The following is a 16,126-nucleotide window of genomic DNA, read 5'->3' on the forward strand; positions in this document are numbered from 1 at the left end:
TATAGCGGCGAGTACAAGCAAGGTAAAAGCCGGCTGGACCAGCGGTTGAAATTTCAGATAAGCGGTTAAGCCAGCGCTTGTTTAACCTGGCTGAGCAGACGGCGGCTAACTTCTAGTAGCTCAGGGCGCCCCTGGCATTGCATGTAGTGTTTGCCATCCCGGGTTAACAGCGCCTGACAATGCGCCTTATGCACCAGCAGACTACGATGGATCCGCAACAACTGATTTGGAAAACGTTGCTGTAGTGCCAACAGACTTTCTTCCAGCAAGATCTCCTGCGCCGGCAGTACCGCCGTCACATATTTATCGCCGGCGCGAAAATAACACACCTCACTCAGTGACAGTGAGCGTTTAATTCCGCCCTGCAGATAGACTAATTTCGCCGTGTCAGACTCCCGGGCTCGCTGGTCCGCCCGCGTTACCAGACTCAACTTCGCCAGTGCTTTATCCAAACTTTGCTGACTGACAGGTTTCAGTAAATAGTCTTTCGGCGCACAGTCATAGGCTGCCAGTGCATGTTCTGCATAAGCGGTGCAAAAGATGATTGCCGGTGGTGTTGGCTGAATGGCGAAAACCCTTGCCAGCTCTAAGCCATTTTTGCCGGGTAAGTTAATGTCCAGAAACACCACATCTGGCAGGTGTTGCTGATTGAGCAGGAGCGCCTGCTCAGCGTCCGCAGCTTCATCGATTTCTGCAAACTGCGCGCTCGTTTGCAGTAAACGTTTTAAGCGGGCCCGTGCCAGAGGTTCATCATCTATGATTAGCGCCCGCATCCGCTGTCTCCCGTTTTATGATAGGTAACACCAGTTTAACCCTGAATACACCATCCTGCGCGCTGCAGCTAAATTGCTGTCGCTCGACATAAAGCAGATCCAAACGATTGCGGATATTACTCAGCGCAATACCGTTTTGCTGCGTTAAGTCCGCGGCTGGCTGCACAGCTGAGTGGTTAATCGGATTCGTGATCAATAATACCAGCTGCTGCTGTCCAACCAGTAGTTGCACCGAAATGGTGACCGGTTGCGACGCTGGTTCAACACCGTAACGAACTGCGTTTTCCAGCAAGGGTTGTAACGTCAGCGCCGGCAGCTGAGTATCCGGATAGTCTGCTGGCAGTTGCCAGTCCAGTTGCAGTTTATCGCCAAGCCGGATCGACTCCAGCTGCAAATACTTGCGCGCTAATGCCAGTTCCTGACTAAGCGGGAGCAATTGCCCCGCGTGCATGGCGGCCCGGAATAAATCAGCCAGATCCAACAAACTCTGCTCAGCCGCCGCACTGGATTGATGCGTCAACTCTGCTATCGCATTTAAACTATTGAACAAAAAGTGCGGTGCAATCCTGGCCTGCAGGGCATCTAACTCGGCCCGCTGCTGGGCAACCAGCAGCCTGGCGCGCTCGGCATGCATTAACAATAGTTGGATTAACAATAACGAGACGACAAAAGCCAACAGCATATTCGCTGCAGTAAAATGCCAGACACTCTGATATTCCGGCAGGCCGGCAGCGAAGTACCACCAGATCACCAGCGACACCAGGACGGTTGCTAACAACAGGGTACTACCGACCAGCGTCGCCAGACGAGACAAACTGACACCCGGCAAGCGTTGCAAGGCCGGACACAAGAACCCGAGACTTAACAAGGTGATCCAGTGACTGCACAGCGATACCACCCCCAGTCTGAGCCAGGGGTCGCCGCTAATTCCGGGAGCAAAGGCCAGTAGGATAGCTACGGCCTGAGTTAACACCAGCAGCCGCAGCAGCATTTTACCGCGGCAAAGTGATGGAAAAACGCCAGACTGTTCGGGAGCTTGCGTCACAGTCTGTCGCATGGTCGTCTCCGCTTAACGCAGCTCAGCCGGAATGGCGAACACCACATTCTCTTCGCGGCCGGTGGTTTCGGTCACAGTTTTACCGCCCCACATTTTCAACTGGCTAATCACATCCTGCACCAGAATTTCCGGCGCAGAAGCACCGGCGGTAACGGCAACCCGGCTGATACCGTCGAGCCAGCTTTGCTGGATATCGTTGGCGGTATCAATTAAATAGGCTTTGCAACCAAGCTTCTCCGCCAGCTCGCGTAAACGGTTGGAGTTACTGCTGTTTTTCGCACCGACAACCAGCATCAGTTCGGCTTTAGCGGCCAGTTCGCGCACCGCATCCTGGCGATTCTGCGTGGCATAGCAAATATCATCTTTGCGCGGTCCTTCAATGTCCGGAAAACGGGCGCGCAATGCATCAATCACATCGGCGGTGTCGTCTACCGACAAGGTAGTCTGACTGCTATAGCACAGCTGTGCCGGATTTTTAACCTGCAGTTTTGCCACATCCTCGACCGACTCCACCAGATAGATGCCACCTGCAGCATTATCATACTGGCCCATGGTGCCTTCTACCTCAGGATGTCCCGCATGACCAATCAGGATACATTCGGTGCCTTTGCGGCTGGCGCGGGTCACTTCCATATGCACCTTGGTCACTAATGGGCAGGTGGCATCAAACACCTTTAAACCGCGCTGCCGTGCATTTTCACGCACCGCCTGCGACACACCGTGGGCGCTGAAAATCACAATATGGCTATCCGGCACTTCGTCCAGTTCATCCACAAAGACAGCGCCGCGACGGCGTAAACCGTCCACTACAAATTTGTTGTGCACCACTTCATGCCGCACATAGATTGGATGCGGAAACAGCTCCAGCGCCCGTTCTACAATGCTGATCGCCCGATCAACACCGGCACAAAAGCCCCGCGGGTTAGCGAGTAAAATATCCATCTTTAGCTTACCTGCACAATTTCGACATTGAAGGTCAGAGTCTGACCCGCCAGCGGATGATTAAAATCGACGGTGACCGAATCGCCCACCACGTCCCGCACTAAACCCGGCAATTCCGAGCCATCCGGCATCGCAAAGCCAATAATGGCGCCTACTTTCGCCGGCGCATCAACCGAGAATTTACTGCGGTCAACGTAATAAATATTATCCGGGTTCGGCATACCATAGGCGTCTTCCGGGGCCAGGGTAAAGCTTTTTTTCTCTCCGGCCGACATGCCTAACAGCTGGGCTTCAAATGCCGGTGATAAGCTGCCATCGCCCATCTGTAATTTTGCCGGCTTGTTGTGCACCCGGGTACTCTCGGCGGCACTGCCATCGGCCAGCGTGATATCAAAGTGGAAGATTACCGTACTTTTGGCCTGAATTTCGCTCATTTTTTTGCCTCAGAATCACTGCTAAAACTGTCCCAGATAATCAGGGCGGCGCCAATACAGATCGCCGAATCGGCGATATTAAAGGCCGGATAATGCCAGGTCTGGTAATACAGATGGAAAAAGTCTATTACGTAACCATAGATACTGCGATCAATTAAATTACCGATAGCGCCGGCAAACACCAGGCTCAATGCCAACCCCAGCTTAATCTGCTGCCGTGGTAACCGGCTCATCCAGACCGCAATCACGCTACTTATCACCACCGCCAGAATCGTAAAGAACCAGCGTTGCCAGCCACCAGCGTCACTTAAGAACGAAAAGGCCGCGCCATAGTTACGCACATAGGTCAGATTAAAAAATGGCAGTAATTCAATCGAATCGAACAGGGCCATATTTTGATGTACCAGCTGCTTGGTCAGCTGATCCAGACCGATTAACAGCAGGATCAGCCACCACCAGCGCCAGGCGGTATTATTAAACAACTGCATCAGGCAAATTCCCGCTGTTCACCGCTACCTTCTACGTTACTGACGCAACGTAAACAAATACCCGGATGGGCGGCATCGGCGCCGACATCGTGACGGTGGTGCCAGCAGCGCTCGCACTTGGCGGCGGTAGAGGCTTCCACCAGCACACTTAAGCCTTTAATGGCGGTGGCCACCGCAGCGGCAGCCGGTTGCTCCGCACTCACCTTAGCGGTTGAGGTAATCAGCACAAAACGCAGCTCGTCGCCCAGCTGTGACAGCGCTTGCGCCAGTTCAGCACCGGCGAACAAGGTCACTTCGGCCTGTAAAGAGGCGCCGAGTTTTTCTTCGCGGCGCGCTGCTTCCAGCACCTTATTGACTTCATCGCGAACTTCTAACAGCTGTTGCCAGAAGGCGTCACTGAATTTACCTGCCGGTAAGTTGGCAAAACCCGGATACCAGACATCGGTAAACACATAAGGCGTGCTCTGGCCTGGTAAGGCTTCCCAGATTTCCTGCGCGGTAAAGCTCATTACCGGTGCCATCCAGCGCACCATCGCCTGGGCGATATGATAGAGCGCAGTCTGGCAGGAGCGGCGGGCCTTGGACTCGGTGTGCGCGGTATACTGACGATCTTTAATCACATCCAGATAGAAACTGCCAAGCTCTACGGTACAGAAATTCATCAGTTTCTGACTTACCTGATGGAACTGATAGTTATCGTACGCATCAATAATTTCTTGTTGTAACTTCGCCGCCCGGTTTACTACCCACAGATCCAGCTCCACCAACTCATTAAATGGCAGTGCATCCGTTTGCGGGTTAAAGCCATTCAGGTTGGCCAGCAGGAAGCGCGCGGTATTCCGAATACGGCGGTATTTATCAGCGGCACGGTTCAGAATTTCATCCGATACCGTCATCTCCGAGGTGTAGTCCGTGGTCGCCACCCATAAGCGCAGAATATCAGCACCCAGTTTGTTCATTACATCCTGCGGTGACACCACGTTGCCCAGCGATTTCGACATCTTGCGGCCTTCACCATCCACGGTAAAGCCATGTGTCAGTACCTGTTTATACGGCGCCTTGCCTTTAATACTGACGCCAGTCATCAGTGACGACATAAACCAGCCACGGTGCTGATCCGAACCTTCTAAATACAGGTCAATTTCGGCACCATGGAATTCCGGCCTCGCATCTACCACTGCGGCATGGGTTACACCAGAGTCAAACCAGACATCCAGGGTATCGGTAACCTTAACGTAATCGGCAGCATCCGCGCCCAACAGCTCAGCAGCATCCAGATCAAACCAGGCCTGAATACCCGCCAGCTCAACTTTCTGCGCCACCTGCTCAATCAGTTCGGCCGTACGTGGATGCAAGGCGCTGTTGTCTTTGCGCACAAAGAGCGCAATCGGTACGCCCCAGGTACGCTGACGTGAAATACACCAGTCCGGCCGGCCGGCGACCATATTTTCAATCCGCTGCTGACCCCAATCCGGGATCCAGCGGGTTTGCTCAATTTCTGCTAATGATGTCTGGCGCAGCCCCTGCTGTTCCATGCTGATAAACCACTGCGGCGTAGCACGGAAGATAATCGGCGTTTTATGGCGCCAGCAATGCGGATAACTGTGCTTATAGGCTTTGTGTACCAATAAGGCACCGGCCGCTTTCAGCGCTTCAACTACCGTTTCATTGGCTTTAAACACATGTTGCCCGGCAAACAGCGGCGTATCCGGTAGATAAACACCGTTGGCACCCACCGGGTTTGCCACTTCCAGACCATATTTCTGGCCAACTACAAAGTCTTCCTGACCGTGACCCGGTGCCGTATGCACACAGCCGGTACCCGAGTCCGTGGTAACGTGTTCGCCTAACACCACCGGTACGCTAAAATCATACAGCGGATGCTGCAGCTTAACTAAATCCAGCGCCGCGCCCTGACAGAAACCCAGCGCATGGTAATGCTCGATATTGGCGCGCGCCATCACGTCTTTAACCAGATCGGTGGCCAGAATTAAGCGCTCTGCGCCATTTGGACCTTGCTCAACCTGCACCAGCGAGTACTGTAAGTCAGCGTTAAGAGCCACGGCGCGGTTCGCCGGAATAGTCCAGGGAGTAGTGGTCCAGATCACCACCGAAATCGGGCCCTGCCCGGCATGACCAGCCGGATGATCAAACTTAGCGGCGACGCTGTCATCCAACACCTTAAAGCGCACATCAATCGCAGGGGAGACCTTGTCCTGATATTCCACCTCGGCTTCGGCCAAGGCCGAACCACAGTCGGTACACCAGTGCACCGGCTTAAAGCCCTGTTGTAAGTGGCCATTACCGATAATTTTACCCAGGCTGCGGATAATATTGGCTTCGGTAGCATAATCCATAGTGCGATACGGCTTATACCAATCGCCTAATACACCTAAACGGATAAAATCAGTACGCTGTGCATCAATTTGCGTTAACGCATACTCGCGGCATTTGTCACGAAACTCCGCCGGTGTCAGCTTGGTACCCGGCTTGCCGTATTTTTTCTCCACCACCAGCTCAATCGGCAGGCCATGGCAATCCCAGCCCGGGACATAGGGCGCATCAAAATCAGACAGGGTTTTGGCTTTAACAATAATATCTTTCAGAATTTTGTTAACGGCATGACCGATATGGATATTGCCATTGGCATAGGGCGGGCCATCGTGCAGGATAAAGGTTTTCTTGCCTTTTTTTGCACTGCGGATCTGACCATAGAGATCATCCTGCGTCCACTTGGCCAGCATTTGCGGTTCCCGCTGCGCCAGATTACCGCGCATGGCAAAGGCCGTTTCCGGTAAGTTAAGGGTATGCTTGTAATCGCTCATCCGTTTCGGTTCCGTTAGGTTGTCGGGGCCTGCGCGGACGCGGCCTCACTAAAATACTGTTGTGCTGCCGCAACATCGGCGGCAATTTGTTGTTGCAATGCATCCAGACTGGCAAAACGTTGCTCGGCTCGAAGTTTATGCCGTAGCTCTACCCGGATCTGGCTGCCATATAAATCCTGATTAAAATCAAATAAATGGGCTTCTAACTGCTCACGACTGCCCTGCACTGTCGGTCGGTTGCCAATATTGGCGACACCGTTAAAAACACCATAACAAGTATGCGCTGTAATAGCGTACACGCCCGACACCGGTAGCTTACGCCGGTAAAGCCAGACATTGGCCGTCGGAAAACCCAGATCCCGCCCCAGCTTACGGCCATGGCGCACCCTGCCGCTTAGTGTAAAAGGCCGCCCCAGCATGGCGGCGGCTTTGTCCAGTTGGTCTTGTTGCAGCGCTTCGCGAATCAAAGTGCTGCTGACCCGCTGCTCGCCCAGTTTTAAACTGGAGGTACTGTTTAAACCAAAGCCATATTGCGCCGCGGCCTGGGCCAGTAAGGCATAATTACCACTGCGGTTTTTGCCAAAATGAAAATCATCGCCCACAATCAGATGCCGCACGCCCAGCTTATCCAGCAACAGGGTTTTGATAAACTGCTGCGGATCCTGAGCGGCAAAGCTGCGGTTAAAATTCACACACAGCATGCGGTCAATCCCGACGGCGGCCAGCGCCTGATATTTTTCGCGAAAGCGGCTTAAACGCGCTGGCGCGGCATTACCGGCAAACAGCTCCAGCGGCTGCGGCTCAAATACCATAACGCAGGATGGCAGCTGAAGTGACTGCGCTAACTGCTGCACCTTTGCCAGCACCGCCTGATGCCCCAGATGCACACCATCAAAATTGCCAATAGTCAGTACACAGCCTTGATGCTGCGGCAGAATATTATGGATACCGCGGATTAACTCCATGCCTGCAATAATGCCTCTGGTGCCTGTAAACGCCGGATTATAACCGGATTAGTGACGGCTTTCAGCAACAGATTTCGCTTTAAAATCCGCCAAACGTACCCCGAAAAGCAACAGCAAGGCGAAGTACAGCAGCACCGCGCCGACACAAAGGCTACTTAACAACAGAATTTGTGCTGTCAGTGGCCGGGCAATCCAGTCATTCAGCGCCGGACTCAGCCACCACAAGGTTGCCGCCATTAACAGCGCAGCAAGCGTAAATTTGGCTAAGAACCAACAGTTTTGCCGGCTTAGCTGATAAATTCCGGCCAGCTTTAAACCCCGATACAGTAAAAACGCATTTAAACTGGCCGACATGGCAGTCGCCAGCGCCAGGCCAACATAACTTAAAAACGGTGCCAGCATCAGGTTAAACACCATATTAGCGACCATGGCAATAATGCCAATTTTTACCGGGGTTTTAATATCTTGCCTGGCGTAGTAGCCCGGTGCCAGCACCTTAATCAGCATATAGCTGAGCAAACCACAGCTATAGGCCACCAGACTGTATGACACCATCAGCACATCCTGCTGGGTAAATTCGCCGCGCATAAAGAGCACACTGATAATGGGCTGCCCCAGCACCATCAGCGCCAGCATCGCCGGCAAGCCAAACATCACCACAAAACGGATCGCCCAATCCAGCGTATGCGAAAAACGCTCCGCATTGGCGGTGGCATGATGGCGTGACAGGTTCGGCAGAATAACAGTGGCAATCGCAATACCGAATAAACCCAATGGAAATTCAATTAAGCGATCTGAGTAATACAGCCAGCTCACCGCACCGGTTAATAAAAACGACGCGATCACGGTATCCAACAGCAGGTTGATCTGGCTGACAGATACCCCGAAAAGCGCCGGCAACATCAGGGTGCGGATTTTCGTCACGCCCGTATCGCGCCAACCCCATTTTGGCATCACCAGCAAACCGGCTTTGGCCAGAAACGGCAGTTGAAACAACAGCTGCACCACGCCACCGATAAACACACCCCAGGCCAGGGCCAGCGCAGGCTCATCCAGCGTCGGTGCCAGATAGAGCGCACTACCGATAATGGCAATATTTAAAAATACCGGCGTAAAGGCCGCCACCGCAAAGCGGTTATAGGTATTTAGAATGGCACCCGACAAGGCAACCAGGGTGATAAACCACAGGTAGGGAAAGGTAATTTTCAGCATTAACGAGGCCAGCTCAAACTTATGTGCATCCGGGCCATCGTTAAGCCATTCGATAAACCAGCCCATACCAAACAGCAGAGCTAGTAGCGGTGAGGCAATGACACCAAATAGGGTTACCAGTGTGACAATCACACCGAGTGTGCCGGCGACTTTTGCCACCAGTTCGCGCACCGCATCATCGCCATGCTGCGCTTTCACCTCACTTAATACCGGCACAAAGGCCTGCGAGAAAGCGCCTTCGGCAAATAAACGACGTAAGAAATTTGGAATGCGGTTGGCAAAAAAGAATACATCGGCCGCCGCACCGGCGCCGACAAAATTAGCGACCACCACATCGCGGACCAGCCCCAATACCCGTGAAATCAGGGTCATAAAACTCACAATCAGCCCTGACTTTAATAATTTTCCCGACACCTGAAACTCCTGTGTATAATGCGTCGCTATTTTCACCTGTTCGGGGCGCCAATTACCAGCGGTAATCCCAATTAAATTGCTGGCCTTTTCGCGGAAAGCATTTGACAATGGCACAGTAAATAGGCATATTATGCGGCCTTTAAAGAGTCCGGTTTAGTTTTTAGGAGTGTTACCTTGGCTAACATTAAGTCTGCTAAGAAGCGCGCAATTCAATCAGAAAAACGTCGTCAGCAAAACGCCAGTCAACGTTCTATGATGCGTACTTTCATCAAGAAAACCTACGCAGCGGTGTTAACTGCTGACGCAGTTGCTTCTCAGGAAGCATTCAACAAAATGGTTCCGGTAATTGACCGCATGGCGGCCAAGGGTCTGATCCATAAGAACAAAGCAGCTCGTCATAAAGCTCGCTTAAATGCACATGTTAAAGCGTTAAAAGCCGCTTAACTGTCAGAGTTCGACGAAAAAGCCAGCTAATGCTGGCTTTTTTGTTTTACGCGATTCTTCATAGTAAAGGTCAACAAACCCTGATAGCGGCCAAAAATAAAGGCTGCCGTAGCAACCTTTATTCTGAACAGTACAATTTATGCATCAACGCGATCAAGGCCTCGGCCTCGGCGCTGTTAAGGCGGTAAAATACCGTTTGTGCTTCTTTGCGGGTTTTCACCAGTTTATGCTTTCGTAACAATGCCAAATGCTGCGAAAGGGCTGACTGACTTAAATCCAGCTTTTCGTTAATTTCACCCACCGACATTTCACCTTCTAACAGGTGACATAAAATAATCAGCCGCCGTTCATTCGAAACTGCCTTTAGCAACTTCACAGCTTGCGCTGAATTTTTCAGCATATCGTCTAAATTCATTTGTCGTTACCATTACCTGACTGGTTAAATCTGAAAATCAAAGTGCTTAGCGCTTCAGACCAATAATCAGAGCAAAGGTTGCACCAGATGACTAATTCGCTCTGCCGAAAATGGCTTCACGACAAAAGCCTTGGCACCACCTGCTACTGCCGCCTTCAGGTTGTCGACACTGGAGTGGGCCGACACCATAAAAATATGCGAGTGCTGATCAATACGCCGGAATCGTTGTAAGAGTACCTTACCGTTGATGTCTGGCAGCTGAATATCCAAAAAAACCAGCTGCGGTTGCTGTTGCACAAATAAGGCTTCAGCACTGGCGCCATCTGCGGCCTCATGCACTACCGCTACGCCAAGCGACTGCAGGATCTGTTTCAGATAATGTCGGCTGGTTAGCGTATCGTCTACCACCAAAGCTGTCAGGCCTGATGATGCGTCTCCCTGTGTCTGCCCTTGCATCCTGAAGGTACTCCTTACTCAGTTAGTCTGGCTTTTTCTTACGTTAGCCGCTAAATCTGGGTTTAATCCGTTAAAGATGATAAATTCGAAAAAATCTAAACTACCAAGGTCACTTAGCATATGAAACTCTGGATCAGCACAATAATAGCAGCTTTTAGTCTGAATGTGCAGGCAACAACCCTACCACTGGATAAAGATTTGGCCTATAAGCTGGTGGAATCCTTAACCGTCGAGGTCGGGCCGCGCCTGGCTGGCAGTGAAGCTGACATCCGCTCTGTGATCTGGGCCGAGCAACATTTTAAACAGTTAGGTTTTGATAAAGTCTGGCGCGAGCCGTTTGAGATGCTGTATTGGGAGCGTGGTGACGCCAGTCTGCGCGTTGGTGCTCCTTTCAACCAGGCCTTGGTACTCACCGCTCTGGGTGGCTCTGTGGGTACGCCCTTTGATGGTATCACGGCTCAGGTCGTGATGTTTAATACGCTGGAAGAGTTGATTGCCGCCGAGCCGTCACAGGTCAAAGATCGTATCGTCTTTATTAACCATGCGCTGGAAAAAGACATCCGTGGTGGCTTCTACGGCCAGGTAGTCGGTGGTCGCGCCCGCGGTGCTGTCGAAGCGGCAAAACTCGGTGCCAAAGCCTTGCTGATCCGCTCGGTCGGCAGCAGCAGCAACCGTTTCGCTCATACCGGTCAGATGCGCTATGAAGAGGGCGTGCCGCGGATCCCGGCGGCGGCGATCTCGGTACCTGACGCCTTGCAGCTTAGTAAAATGCTCAGCCGTAACCCGGAAGTCAGCTTAAGCTTGCAAATGAACAACAAGCTGCCAGGCACCGTCACCAGCCATAATGTGATTGCGGAAATTACCGGCAGTAAAAGACCGGATGAAATTGTGTTAATTAGTGCGCACCTGGATTCCTGGGACGAAGGCACCGGGGCTTTGGATGATGGCGCCGGGGTGGGCATCGTAATGGCGACGGCCGCCCTGCTAAAACAGGAAAAGCCGGAGCGCACGATCCGCGTGGTGCTGTTTGGCAACGAAGAAGGCGGTCTGATTGGCGCCCGTGCGTATGCCGCCCGTCATCACCAACAACTGCATAAGCATGTCTTTGCCTCTGAATCTGACTTTGGTGCCGGCCGGGTTTGGCGTTTTGATACCGGTATGGGCGAGCAGGCGCTGCAATTTGCCAGACAGATCCAGCAACAACTGGCACCGCTGGGTATTGCCATGGGTCCGAATACCGCCTCAGGTGGTCCGGATGTGTCAATTTTAAAGGCTCAGGGTGTGCCAGTCGCCAGCCTGATGCAGGATGGCACCGATTACTTCGATTATCACCATACGCCAAACGATACCCTGGATAAAATTGATCCAACGGCACTGCGGCAAAACCTGGAAGCCTGGCTGATTATGACCCGCGCCATCGCCAATAGCAGCGTTGATTTACGCCAGTAAACTCCCCCCCTGCCCCTGCTGTCGCCATTATGACAGCAGGGTTACATCTATTAAAAAATCTAATTTGAAATCTACAATATTCCTCAGTTGAGTAAAAACTCCACACTGCTCATAATGCGCGCAATTAACCTGCCGCAATATGGAGCCTGCAGATGGAAAACTTGATTTACGACATTATCAGCTGGGTTGGCCTGACGATCTGTATCGGCGCGTTTTTTATTAAAGATGTGTTCTGGCTTAGATTAGCTACATTAATAGGTTGTAGCCTGCTATTTGTCTATTACAGCCATATCGCCATTCCACAAGGTGTGATCTCAAACCTGTTGGTATTGCTGATTAATGCCTACTACTTGCTGCGCTTTGCTGCGGCACGCAAAAAAGCCGCCAGTAGCGACACCGTACCCGCCGCCTTAAAACCGCAAGCCGAATAAGCCGCTTTTTTCCAAAGCGGCTTGCCGTTATACTTTCCGATCTTTCAGGTCTGGACCAGCGCTAGCTTTTTAACGTAGTGCATCCAGACCATGCTAATCGACGGAGACCGCTATGCAGGAAGATGAATTCGAGCTGTTTCTTTCTGAAATGGCCGATGTAAAGCCACTGACTCAGGATGCTGTGCTGCAAGCCAACGCTGAGTTTAGCCCCACTCTGGCGCAACAAGCCAGACGCAAGGCGGCGGAACAGGAAATGGAGTATGATCCGCATTACCTGAGCATGGAATATGTCGAGCTGGTAAAGCCGGATGACGTCTTTGCCTATTGTAAAGACGGCGTGCAACAAGGGGTATACCGCAATCTGCGCCTGGGCAAGTATCAACTGGATGCCACCCTGAACCTGCTGGGCAAAACACTGATCGAAGCCCGCGGTGTGCTACAGCAATTTATTACCGACTGCCATCAACGGGGCGTGCGTACCTTATTGATCCAGCATGGTATGGGCCGCAACAGCAAGCCGCATCCAGCCATCTTACGTAGCTATGTTTTTAAATGGTTACCGGCTTTTAGTGTCGTTCTGGCAGCGCATACCGCACAGCGTCAACATGGCGGCTATAGTGCTACCTATGTCCTGCTGCAAAAAAATGCCGAACAAAAGCGCGAAAACCGGGAACGGCACAGCAAGAAATAGTACAAAACGGCTACCGCACCGCGGCAGACAGATAAAAAATTAAGGGCCCAAACGGCCCTTAATTTTTAAATCACCCAGCAAAAGGCTTCTGCCCGGGTGAGAAAGGCTGACAACGCCATTAAAATCACGGCAATAGCCAGAGTGGTAAAGCCAAAACCACGACTGGACGCTTTACTCATAACCTAACCTCAACATTTATTCTTATTATTCTGTCACGGCAACAGCCCTGGTTGCGACCGACAGGCCGGTTACTGCGACCAAAAGAGTGTAATCCGTTAATAACCCCTTGGCAACGCTGTAATTTTAACCAGTTAATAGCCCTGTTGCCGGTCGATTTGATTTAACAATGCTAAGCCGGCTTCACTACGCCGGTAATTCTCTGCGATCTGCGCCACCACTGTATCCACCCGGGTTACCGCCGAGATATGCGGTGTGACCAAAATCGACGGATGCGACCAGAACGGATGCGTTGCAGCAAGGGGCTCTTGCCGGAACACATCAAGACACGCCGCCTGAACCTGCCCACTGTCCAGTGCGGCCAATAAATCCGCCTCCACCAGCAGCGCGCCACGCGCGACATTGACCAGTATCACTCCCGGCTTCATCAGGGCAAACAGCTGTTGATTTAACAGATCCTCGGTGGCACTGGTCAGTGGTAATAAACAGATCACCAGATCGGCATCGTTAAGTGCTGCGGCTAAGCCATCAACGCCGGCATAGCAAGTTACACCGCTAAGCTGCTGCGGGCGACGGGCCCAGCCCGTCACCTGATAGCCCTGCATCTGAAAAAATTGTGCGGCGGCCGCGCCCAGTTCGCCTAACCCCAGCACACAAAGCTTGCGCAACTGACGTGGGCTTTTCGGTTTCCACTGCGCCTGCTGTTGCTGGCGATGAAACTGATCCAGGCGCAAACGGTAATAGCTTTCAATACCGGCCAGATAACGCAGCATAGACTCAGTTAACGCCGGATCAACAACCCGCGCCAGCGGTACCACGGGCAGCTCAGGATCGGTAAGAATACTATCGACACCGGCACCATAACTTTGCAGCGCTTTTAAATTTGGTAGCTGCTGTAAACAGCCTGCCGGGTGCTTCCATACCACGGCAAAGGTGACAGCAGCAGGATCATTCAGCTCGGGCCAGACCTCAATCGTTACCCCCGGTAGGGCGGCACTGAGCCGTTGTTGTAAGTCATCCAGTTTTCGATCAGGGATAATCAGGGCAATAGTCACAGCTCACTCCATATCTTGGCCAGGGTGCCAACCTTAGCATAAAAGCGGCACTTCGGCTGTCGTCAAACTGCCATAAAACTGCCAACTTGGCGTCATACAAAGGCATTAGGCTCAACTGTGTGACCCTATGTAACAGGTGAGAGGACAGAGCGATGCTGAATGTCGAACAAATGATCGAACAACAACTGCCCCAGGTTGACCGCCAGAGCTGGTTTTACCGGCCGGTTAAAGGATTCCTCAGCTACCTGTTACATGAGCAGGATTTTCAGAATTTTGCCAAGCGCTACCCGCACCTGCAGGGACTGGAGTTTGTGGAGCAGGTGCTGGACTATTTTAACTTCAGCTACGCCGTACGCGACAACGAGCTGGAGCGGATCCCGGCGACCGGGCGGGTGGTGATTATCGCCAATCATCCGATCGGCTCGCTGGACGGGCTGGCCCTGCTAAAGCTGGTCAGCGAGATCCGGCCAGATGTTAAGGTACTGGCCAATCAGCTGCTGATGGCACTACCGCCGCTGCACCCCCTCTTGTTACCGGTAAATAATATGACAGGTGGCACCGAGCGGCGCCGCTTAGACGCCATTGCCTCCCATCTGGCGGCGGAAGGCGCACTGATCCTGTTTCCGGCCGGTGAGGTATCACGCTTAAAACCCAATGGTATCCGGGACGGCAAGTGGCATAGCGGCTTTCTGCGCTTTGCCAGCCAAAGTAAGGCGCCAATTCTGCCGATCTATATTGGTGGGCGCAATTCGGCGCTGTTTTACAGTGCCTCGATGCTATATAAACCGCTGGCCACCTTATTGCTGGTAAAGGAAATGTTTAAGCAACAGCGCAAATCGATCACGTTGCGCATTGGTGAAAGCATTCCGTTTGACAGCTTTAACAACCTGCAGCTGGAGCTGGCAGATAAAGTTAAACTGTTTAAAAAGCATCTGTACCGGCTGGCAAAAGATAAAGCCCCGCTGTTTAAAACCCAGAGTGCGATAGCGCATCCGGAAGAGCGGGCTGTGCTGAAAAAGGCGGTAGAAAGTTGCCAGTTGCTGGGCGAAACCGGCGATGGCAAAAAAATCTACCTGTACCATCATCAGCAAAGTTCGCCGGTGATGCGCGAGATCGGCCGCCTGCGCGAGCTGGCGTTTCGGGCTGTCGGTGAAGGTTGTGGCCAGCGCCGTGATATTGACCGCTTCGACAGCCATTATGAACATCTGATCCTGTGGGATAGCGATGATCTGGAGATTGTCGGCGCCTACCGTTTTGCCAATACGGCCCGGGTGATCGCTGATCACGGCTTAGCCGGCTTATATACCGCCTCGCTATTTCAATTTAGCGCCCAGATGCAACCCTATCTGGCGCAGGGGCTGGAGCTGGGACGCAGCTTTGTGCAACCACGCTACTGGGGTAAGCGCAGCCTGGACTATCTGTGGTATGGCATTGGAGCTTACCTTAAGCAGTATCCGGAACTACGCTATCTGTTTGGCGGCGTCAGCCTGTCGAACAGCTACCCGCAAGCAGCCCGGGATCTGATGGTCTATTTCTACTCTTTATATTTTCAGGATGAACAGCAAACAGCGGTATCAAATCAGCCCTATCAGCTGCCGCACGCTATTCTGCAACAACTGCAGCAGCACTTCAGCGGTCAGGACTATGCAGCAGACTTTGTGCAGCTAAAACACCTGCTGGCCAATATGGGGGTAAGTATTCCCACCTTATATAAGCAATACAGTGAGCTGTGCGAGCCAGGTGGGGTGAAATTTCTGGCCTTTGGTACGGACCCGGATTTCGCTGACTGCATTGATGGCCTGGTACTGGTAGACCTGACACAGTTAAAAGCGCAAAAGCGCGCCCGTTATCTAAGCTAATCCACCGTTTCTTGTGGCTTAGTGTAAAGATCCGGTAAA

At 52.3% G+C, this 16,126-nt stretch carries 16 protein-coding genes; 5 read left to right on the forward strand and 11 right to left on the reverse strand.

Annotated features, from left to right (window positions below; translation table 11 throughout):
* Positions 1-65: 65 nt before the first annotated feature.
* Genes AEST_RS10130 through murJ form a run of 8 tightly spaced genes read right to left on the reverse strand, consistent with a single transcriptional unit; the run spans position 66 to position 9,110 of the window.
* Positions 66-773, reverse strand: coding sequence for a LytR/AlgR family response regulator transcription factor (locus AEST_RS10130; RefSeq protein WP_008608882.1), 708 nt, complete (start codon positions 771-773; stop codon positions 66-68).
* The gene (locus AEST_RS10135) at positions 751-1,830 is read right to left on the reverse strand and encodes a sensor histidine kinase (protein WP_008608884.1); all 1,080 of its coding nucleotides are present in this window, start codon (positions 1,828-1,830) and stop codon (positions 751-753) included. The genes AEST_RS10130 and AEST_RS10135 overlap by 23 nt, the downstream gene beginning before the upstream one ends.
* A gap of 12 nt (positions 1,831-1,842) precedes the next feature.
* Positions 1,843-2,772, reverse strand: coding sequence for a 4-hydroxy-3-methylbut-2-enyl diphosphate reductase (ispH, locus tag AEST_RS10140; RefSeq protein ID WP_008608886.1), 930 nt, complete (start codon positions 2,770-2,772; stop codon positions 1,843-1,845).
* A 2-nt stretch (positions 2,773-2,774) separates the two neighbouring features.
* Complete coding sequence (gene fkpB, locus AEST_RS10145; RefSeq protein WP_008608887.1) at positions 2,775-3,206, reverse strand: FKBP-type peptidyl-prolyl cis-trans isomerase; 432 nt, start codon at positions 3,204-3,206, stop codon at positions 2,775-2,777.
* The gene (lspA, locus tag AEST_RS10150) at positions 3,203-3,694 is read right to left on the reverse strand and encodes a signal peptidase II (protein ID WP_008608888.1); all 492 of its coding nucleotides are present in this window, start codon (positions 3,692-3,694) and stop codon (positions 3,203-3,205) included. The genes fkpB and lspA overlap by 4 nt, the downstream gene beginning before the upstream one ends.
* Positions 3,694-6,519 (reverse strand): isoleucine--tRNA ligase, encoded by a 2,826-nt coding sequence (gene ileS, locus AEST_RS10155; RefSeq protein ID WP_008608889.1) that lies wholly within the window; start codon positions 6,517-6,519, stop codon positions 3,694-3,696. Before ileS ends, lspA begins: the two co-directional genes overlap by 1 nt.
* A 14-nt stretch (positions 6,520-6,533) precedes the next feature.
* Positions 6,534-7,484, reverse strand: a complete 951-nt coding sequence (gene ribF / locus AEST_RS10160) for a bifunctional riboflavin kinase/FAD synthetase (RefSeq protein WP_008608891.1) — start codon at positions 7,482-7,484, stop codon at positions 6,534-6,536.
* A gap of 48 nt (positions 7,485-7,532) precedes the next feature.
* Complete coding sequence (murJ, locus tag AEST_RS10165) at positions 7,533-9,110, reverse strand: murein biosynthesis integral membrane protein MurJ (protein ID WP_193759646.1); 1,578 nt, start codon at positions 9,108-9,110, stop codon at positions 7,533-7,535.
* A 174-nt stretch (positions 9,111-9,284) separates the two neighbouring features.
* On the opposite strand from murJ, the gene rpsT reads away from it, so the two are divergent.
* The gene (gene rpsT / locus AEST_RS10170) at positions 9,285-9,554 is read left to right on the forward strand and encodes a 30S ribosomal protein S20 (protein WP_008608893.1); all 270 of its coding nucleotides are present in this window, start codon (positions 9,285-9,287) and stop codon (positions 9,552-9,554) included.
* 118 nt (positions 9,555-9,672) lie between these two features.
* Here rpsT and AEST_RS10175 read toward each other — a convergent pair whose 3' ends face one another.
* Positions 9,673-9,969, reverse strand: a complete 297-nt coding sequence (locus AEST_RS10175; protein ID WP_008608895.1) for an ArsR/SmtB family transcription factor — start codon at positions 9,967-9,969, stop codon at positions 9,673-9,675.
* Positions 9,970-10,035: 66 nt separating this feature from the next.
* A complete protein-coding gene (locus tag AEST_RS10180) occupies positions 10,036-10,425 on the reverse strand; it encodes a response regulator (protein ID WP_008608896.1) in 390 nt (129 codons plus the stop codon).
* A gap of 120 nt (positions 10,426-10,545) precedes the next feature.
* On the opposite strand from AEST_RS10180, the gene AEST_RS10185 reads away from it, so the two are divergent.
* The 3 genes from AEST_RS10185 to smrA all read left to right on the forward strand — a co-directional run bounded on the left by AEST_RS10185 (position 10,546) and on the right by smrA (position 12,996).
* A complete protein-coding gene (locus AEST_RS10185; protein WP_008608897.1) occupies positions 10,546-11,874 on the forward strand; it encodes a M20/M25/M40 family metallo-hydrolase in 1,329 nt (442 codons plus the stop codon).
* A 152-nt stretch (positions 11,875-12,026) separates the two neighbouring features.
* On the forward strand, positions 12,027-12,305 hold the full coding sequence (locus AEST_RS10190) for a hypothetical protein (protein ID WP_008608898.1): 279 nt from the start codon (positions 12,027-12,029) through the stop codon (positions 12,303-12,305).
* A 112-nt stretch (positions 12,306-12,417) separates the two neighbouring features.
* On the forward strand, positions 12,418-12,996 hold the full coding sequence (gene smrA, locus AEST_RS10195; protein WP_008608899.1) for a DNA endonuclease SmrA: 579 nt from the start codon (positions 12,418-12,420) through the stop codon (positions 12,994-12,996).
* A gap of 311 nt (positions 12,997-13,307) precedes the next feature.
* Here the strand turns inward: smrA and AEST_RS10200 are convergent, their stop codons facing one another.
* The gene (locus AEST_RS10200) at positions 13,308-14,228 is read right to left on the reverse strand and encodes a 2-hydroxyacid dehydrogenase (protein ID WP_008608901.1); all 921 of its coding nucleotides are present in this window, start codon (positions 14,226-14,228) and stop codon (positions 13,308-13,310) included.
* Positions 14,229-14,380: 152 nt separating this feature from the next.
* Between AEST_RS10200 and olsF the strand changes: the two genes are divergently transcribed.
* Positions 14,381-16,087: a bifunctional ornithine lipid synthase OlsF gene (gene olsF, locus AEST_RS10205; protein ID WP_008608903.1), complete on the forward strand. Its 1,707-nt coding sequence runs from the start codon at positions 14,381-14,383 to the stop codon at positions 16,085-16,087.
* Positions 16,088-16,126: the final 39 nt, after the last annotated feature.

The sequence above is a fragment of the Alishewanella aestuarii B11 genome (assembly GCF_000280055.1).
Classification (GTDB): Bacteria; Pseudomonadota; Gammaproteobacteria; order Enterobacterales; family Alteromonadaceae; genus Alishewanella; species Alishewanella aestuarii.

What these genes read in the sequence shown, in the direction of transcription:
- AEST_RS10185 (WP_008608897.1), top strand. Translation starts at nt 10,546, where the DNA reads ATGAAACTCTGGATCAGCACAATAATAGCAGCTTTTAGTCTGAATGTG.
- olsF (WP_008608903.1), top strand. Translation starts at nt 14,381, where the DNA reads ATGCTGAATGTCGAACAAATGATCGAACAACAACTGCCCCAGGTTGAC.
- fkpB (WP_008608887.1), bottom strand. Translation starts at nt 3,206, where the DNA reads ATGAGCGAAATTCAGGCCAAAAGTACGGTAATCTTCCACTTTGATATC.
- AEST_RS10180 (WP_008608896.1), bottom strand. Translation starts at nt 10,425, where the DNA reads ATGCAAGGGCAGACACAGGGAGACGCATCATCAGGCCTGACAGCTTTG.
- AEST_RS10135 (WP_008608884.1), bottom strand. Translation starts at nt 1,830, where the DNA reads ATGCGACAGACTGTGACGCAAGCTCCCGAACAGTCTGGCGTTTTTCCA.
- AEST_RS10130 (WP_008608882.1), bottom strand. Translation starts at nt 773, where the DNA reads ATGCGGGCGCTAATCATAGATGATGAACCTCTGGCACGGGCCCGCTTA.
- ileS (WP_008608889.1), bottom strand. Translation starts at nt 6,519, where the DNA reads ATGAGCGATTACAAGCATACCCTTAACTTACCGGAAACGGCCTTTGCC.
- AEST_RS10175 (WP_008608895.1), bottom strand. Translation starts at nt 9,969, where the DNA reads ATGAATTTAGACGATATGCTGAAAAATTCAGCGCAAGCTGTGAAGTTG.
- ribF (WP_008608891.1), bottom strand. Translation starts at nt 7,484, where the DNA reads ATGGAGTTAATCCGCGGTATCCATAATATTCTGCCGCAGCATCAAGGC.
- AEST_RS10190 (WP_008608898.1), top strand. Translation starts at nt 12,027, where the DNA reads ATGGAAAACTTGATTTACGACATTATCAGCTGGGTTGGCCTGACGATC.
- ispH (WP_008608886.1), bottom strand. Translation starts at nt 2,772, where the DNA reads ATGGATATTTTACTCGCTAACCCGCGGGGCTTTTGTGCCGGTGTTGAT.
- smrA (WP_008608899.1), top strand. Translation starts at nt 12,418, where the DNA reads ATGCAGGAAGATGAATTCGAGCTGTTTCTTTCTGAAATGGCCGATGTA.
- lspA (WP_008608888.1), bottom strand. Translation starts at nt 3,694, where the DNA reads ATGCAGTTGTTTAATAATACCGCCTGGCGCTGGTGGTGGCTGATCCTG.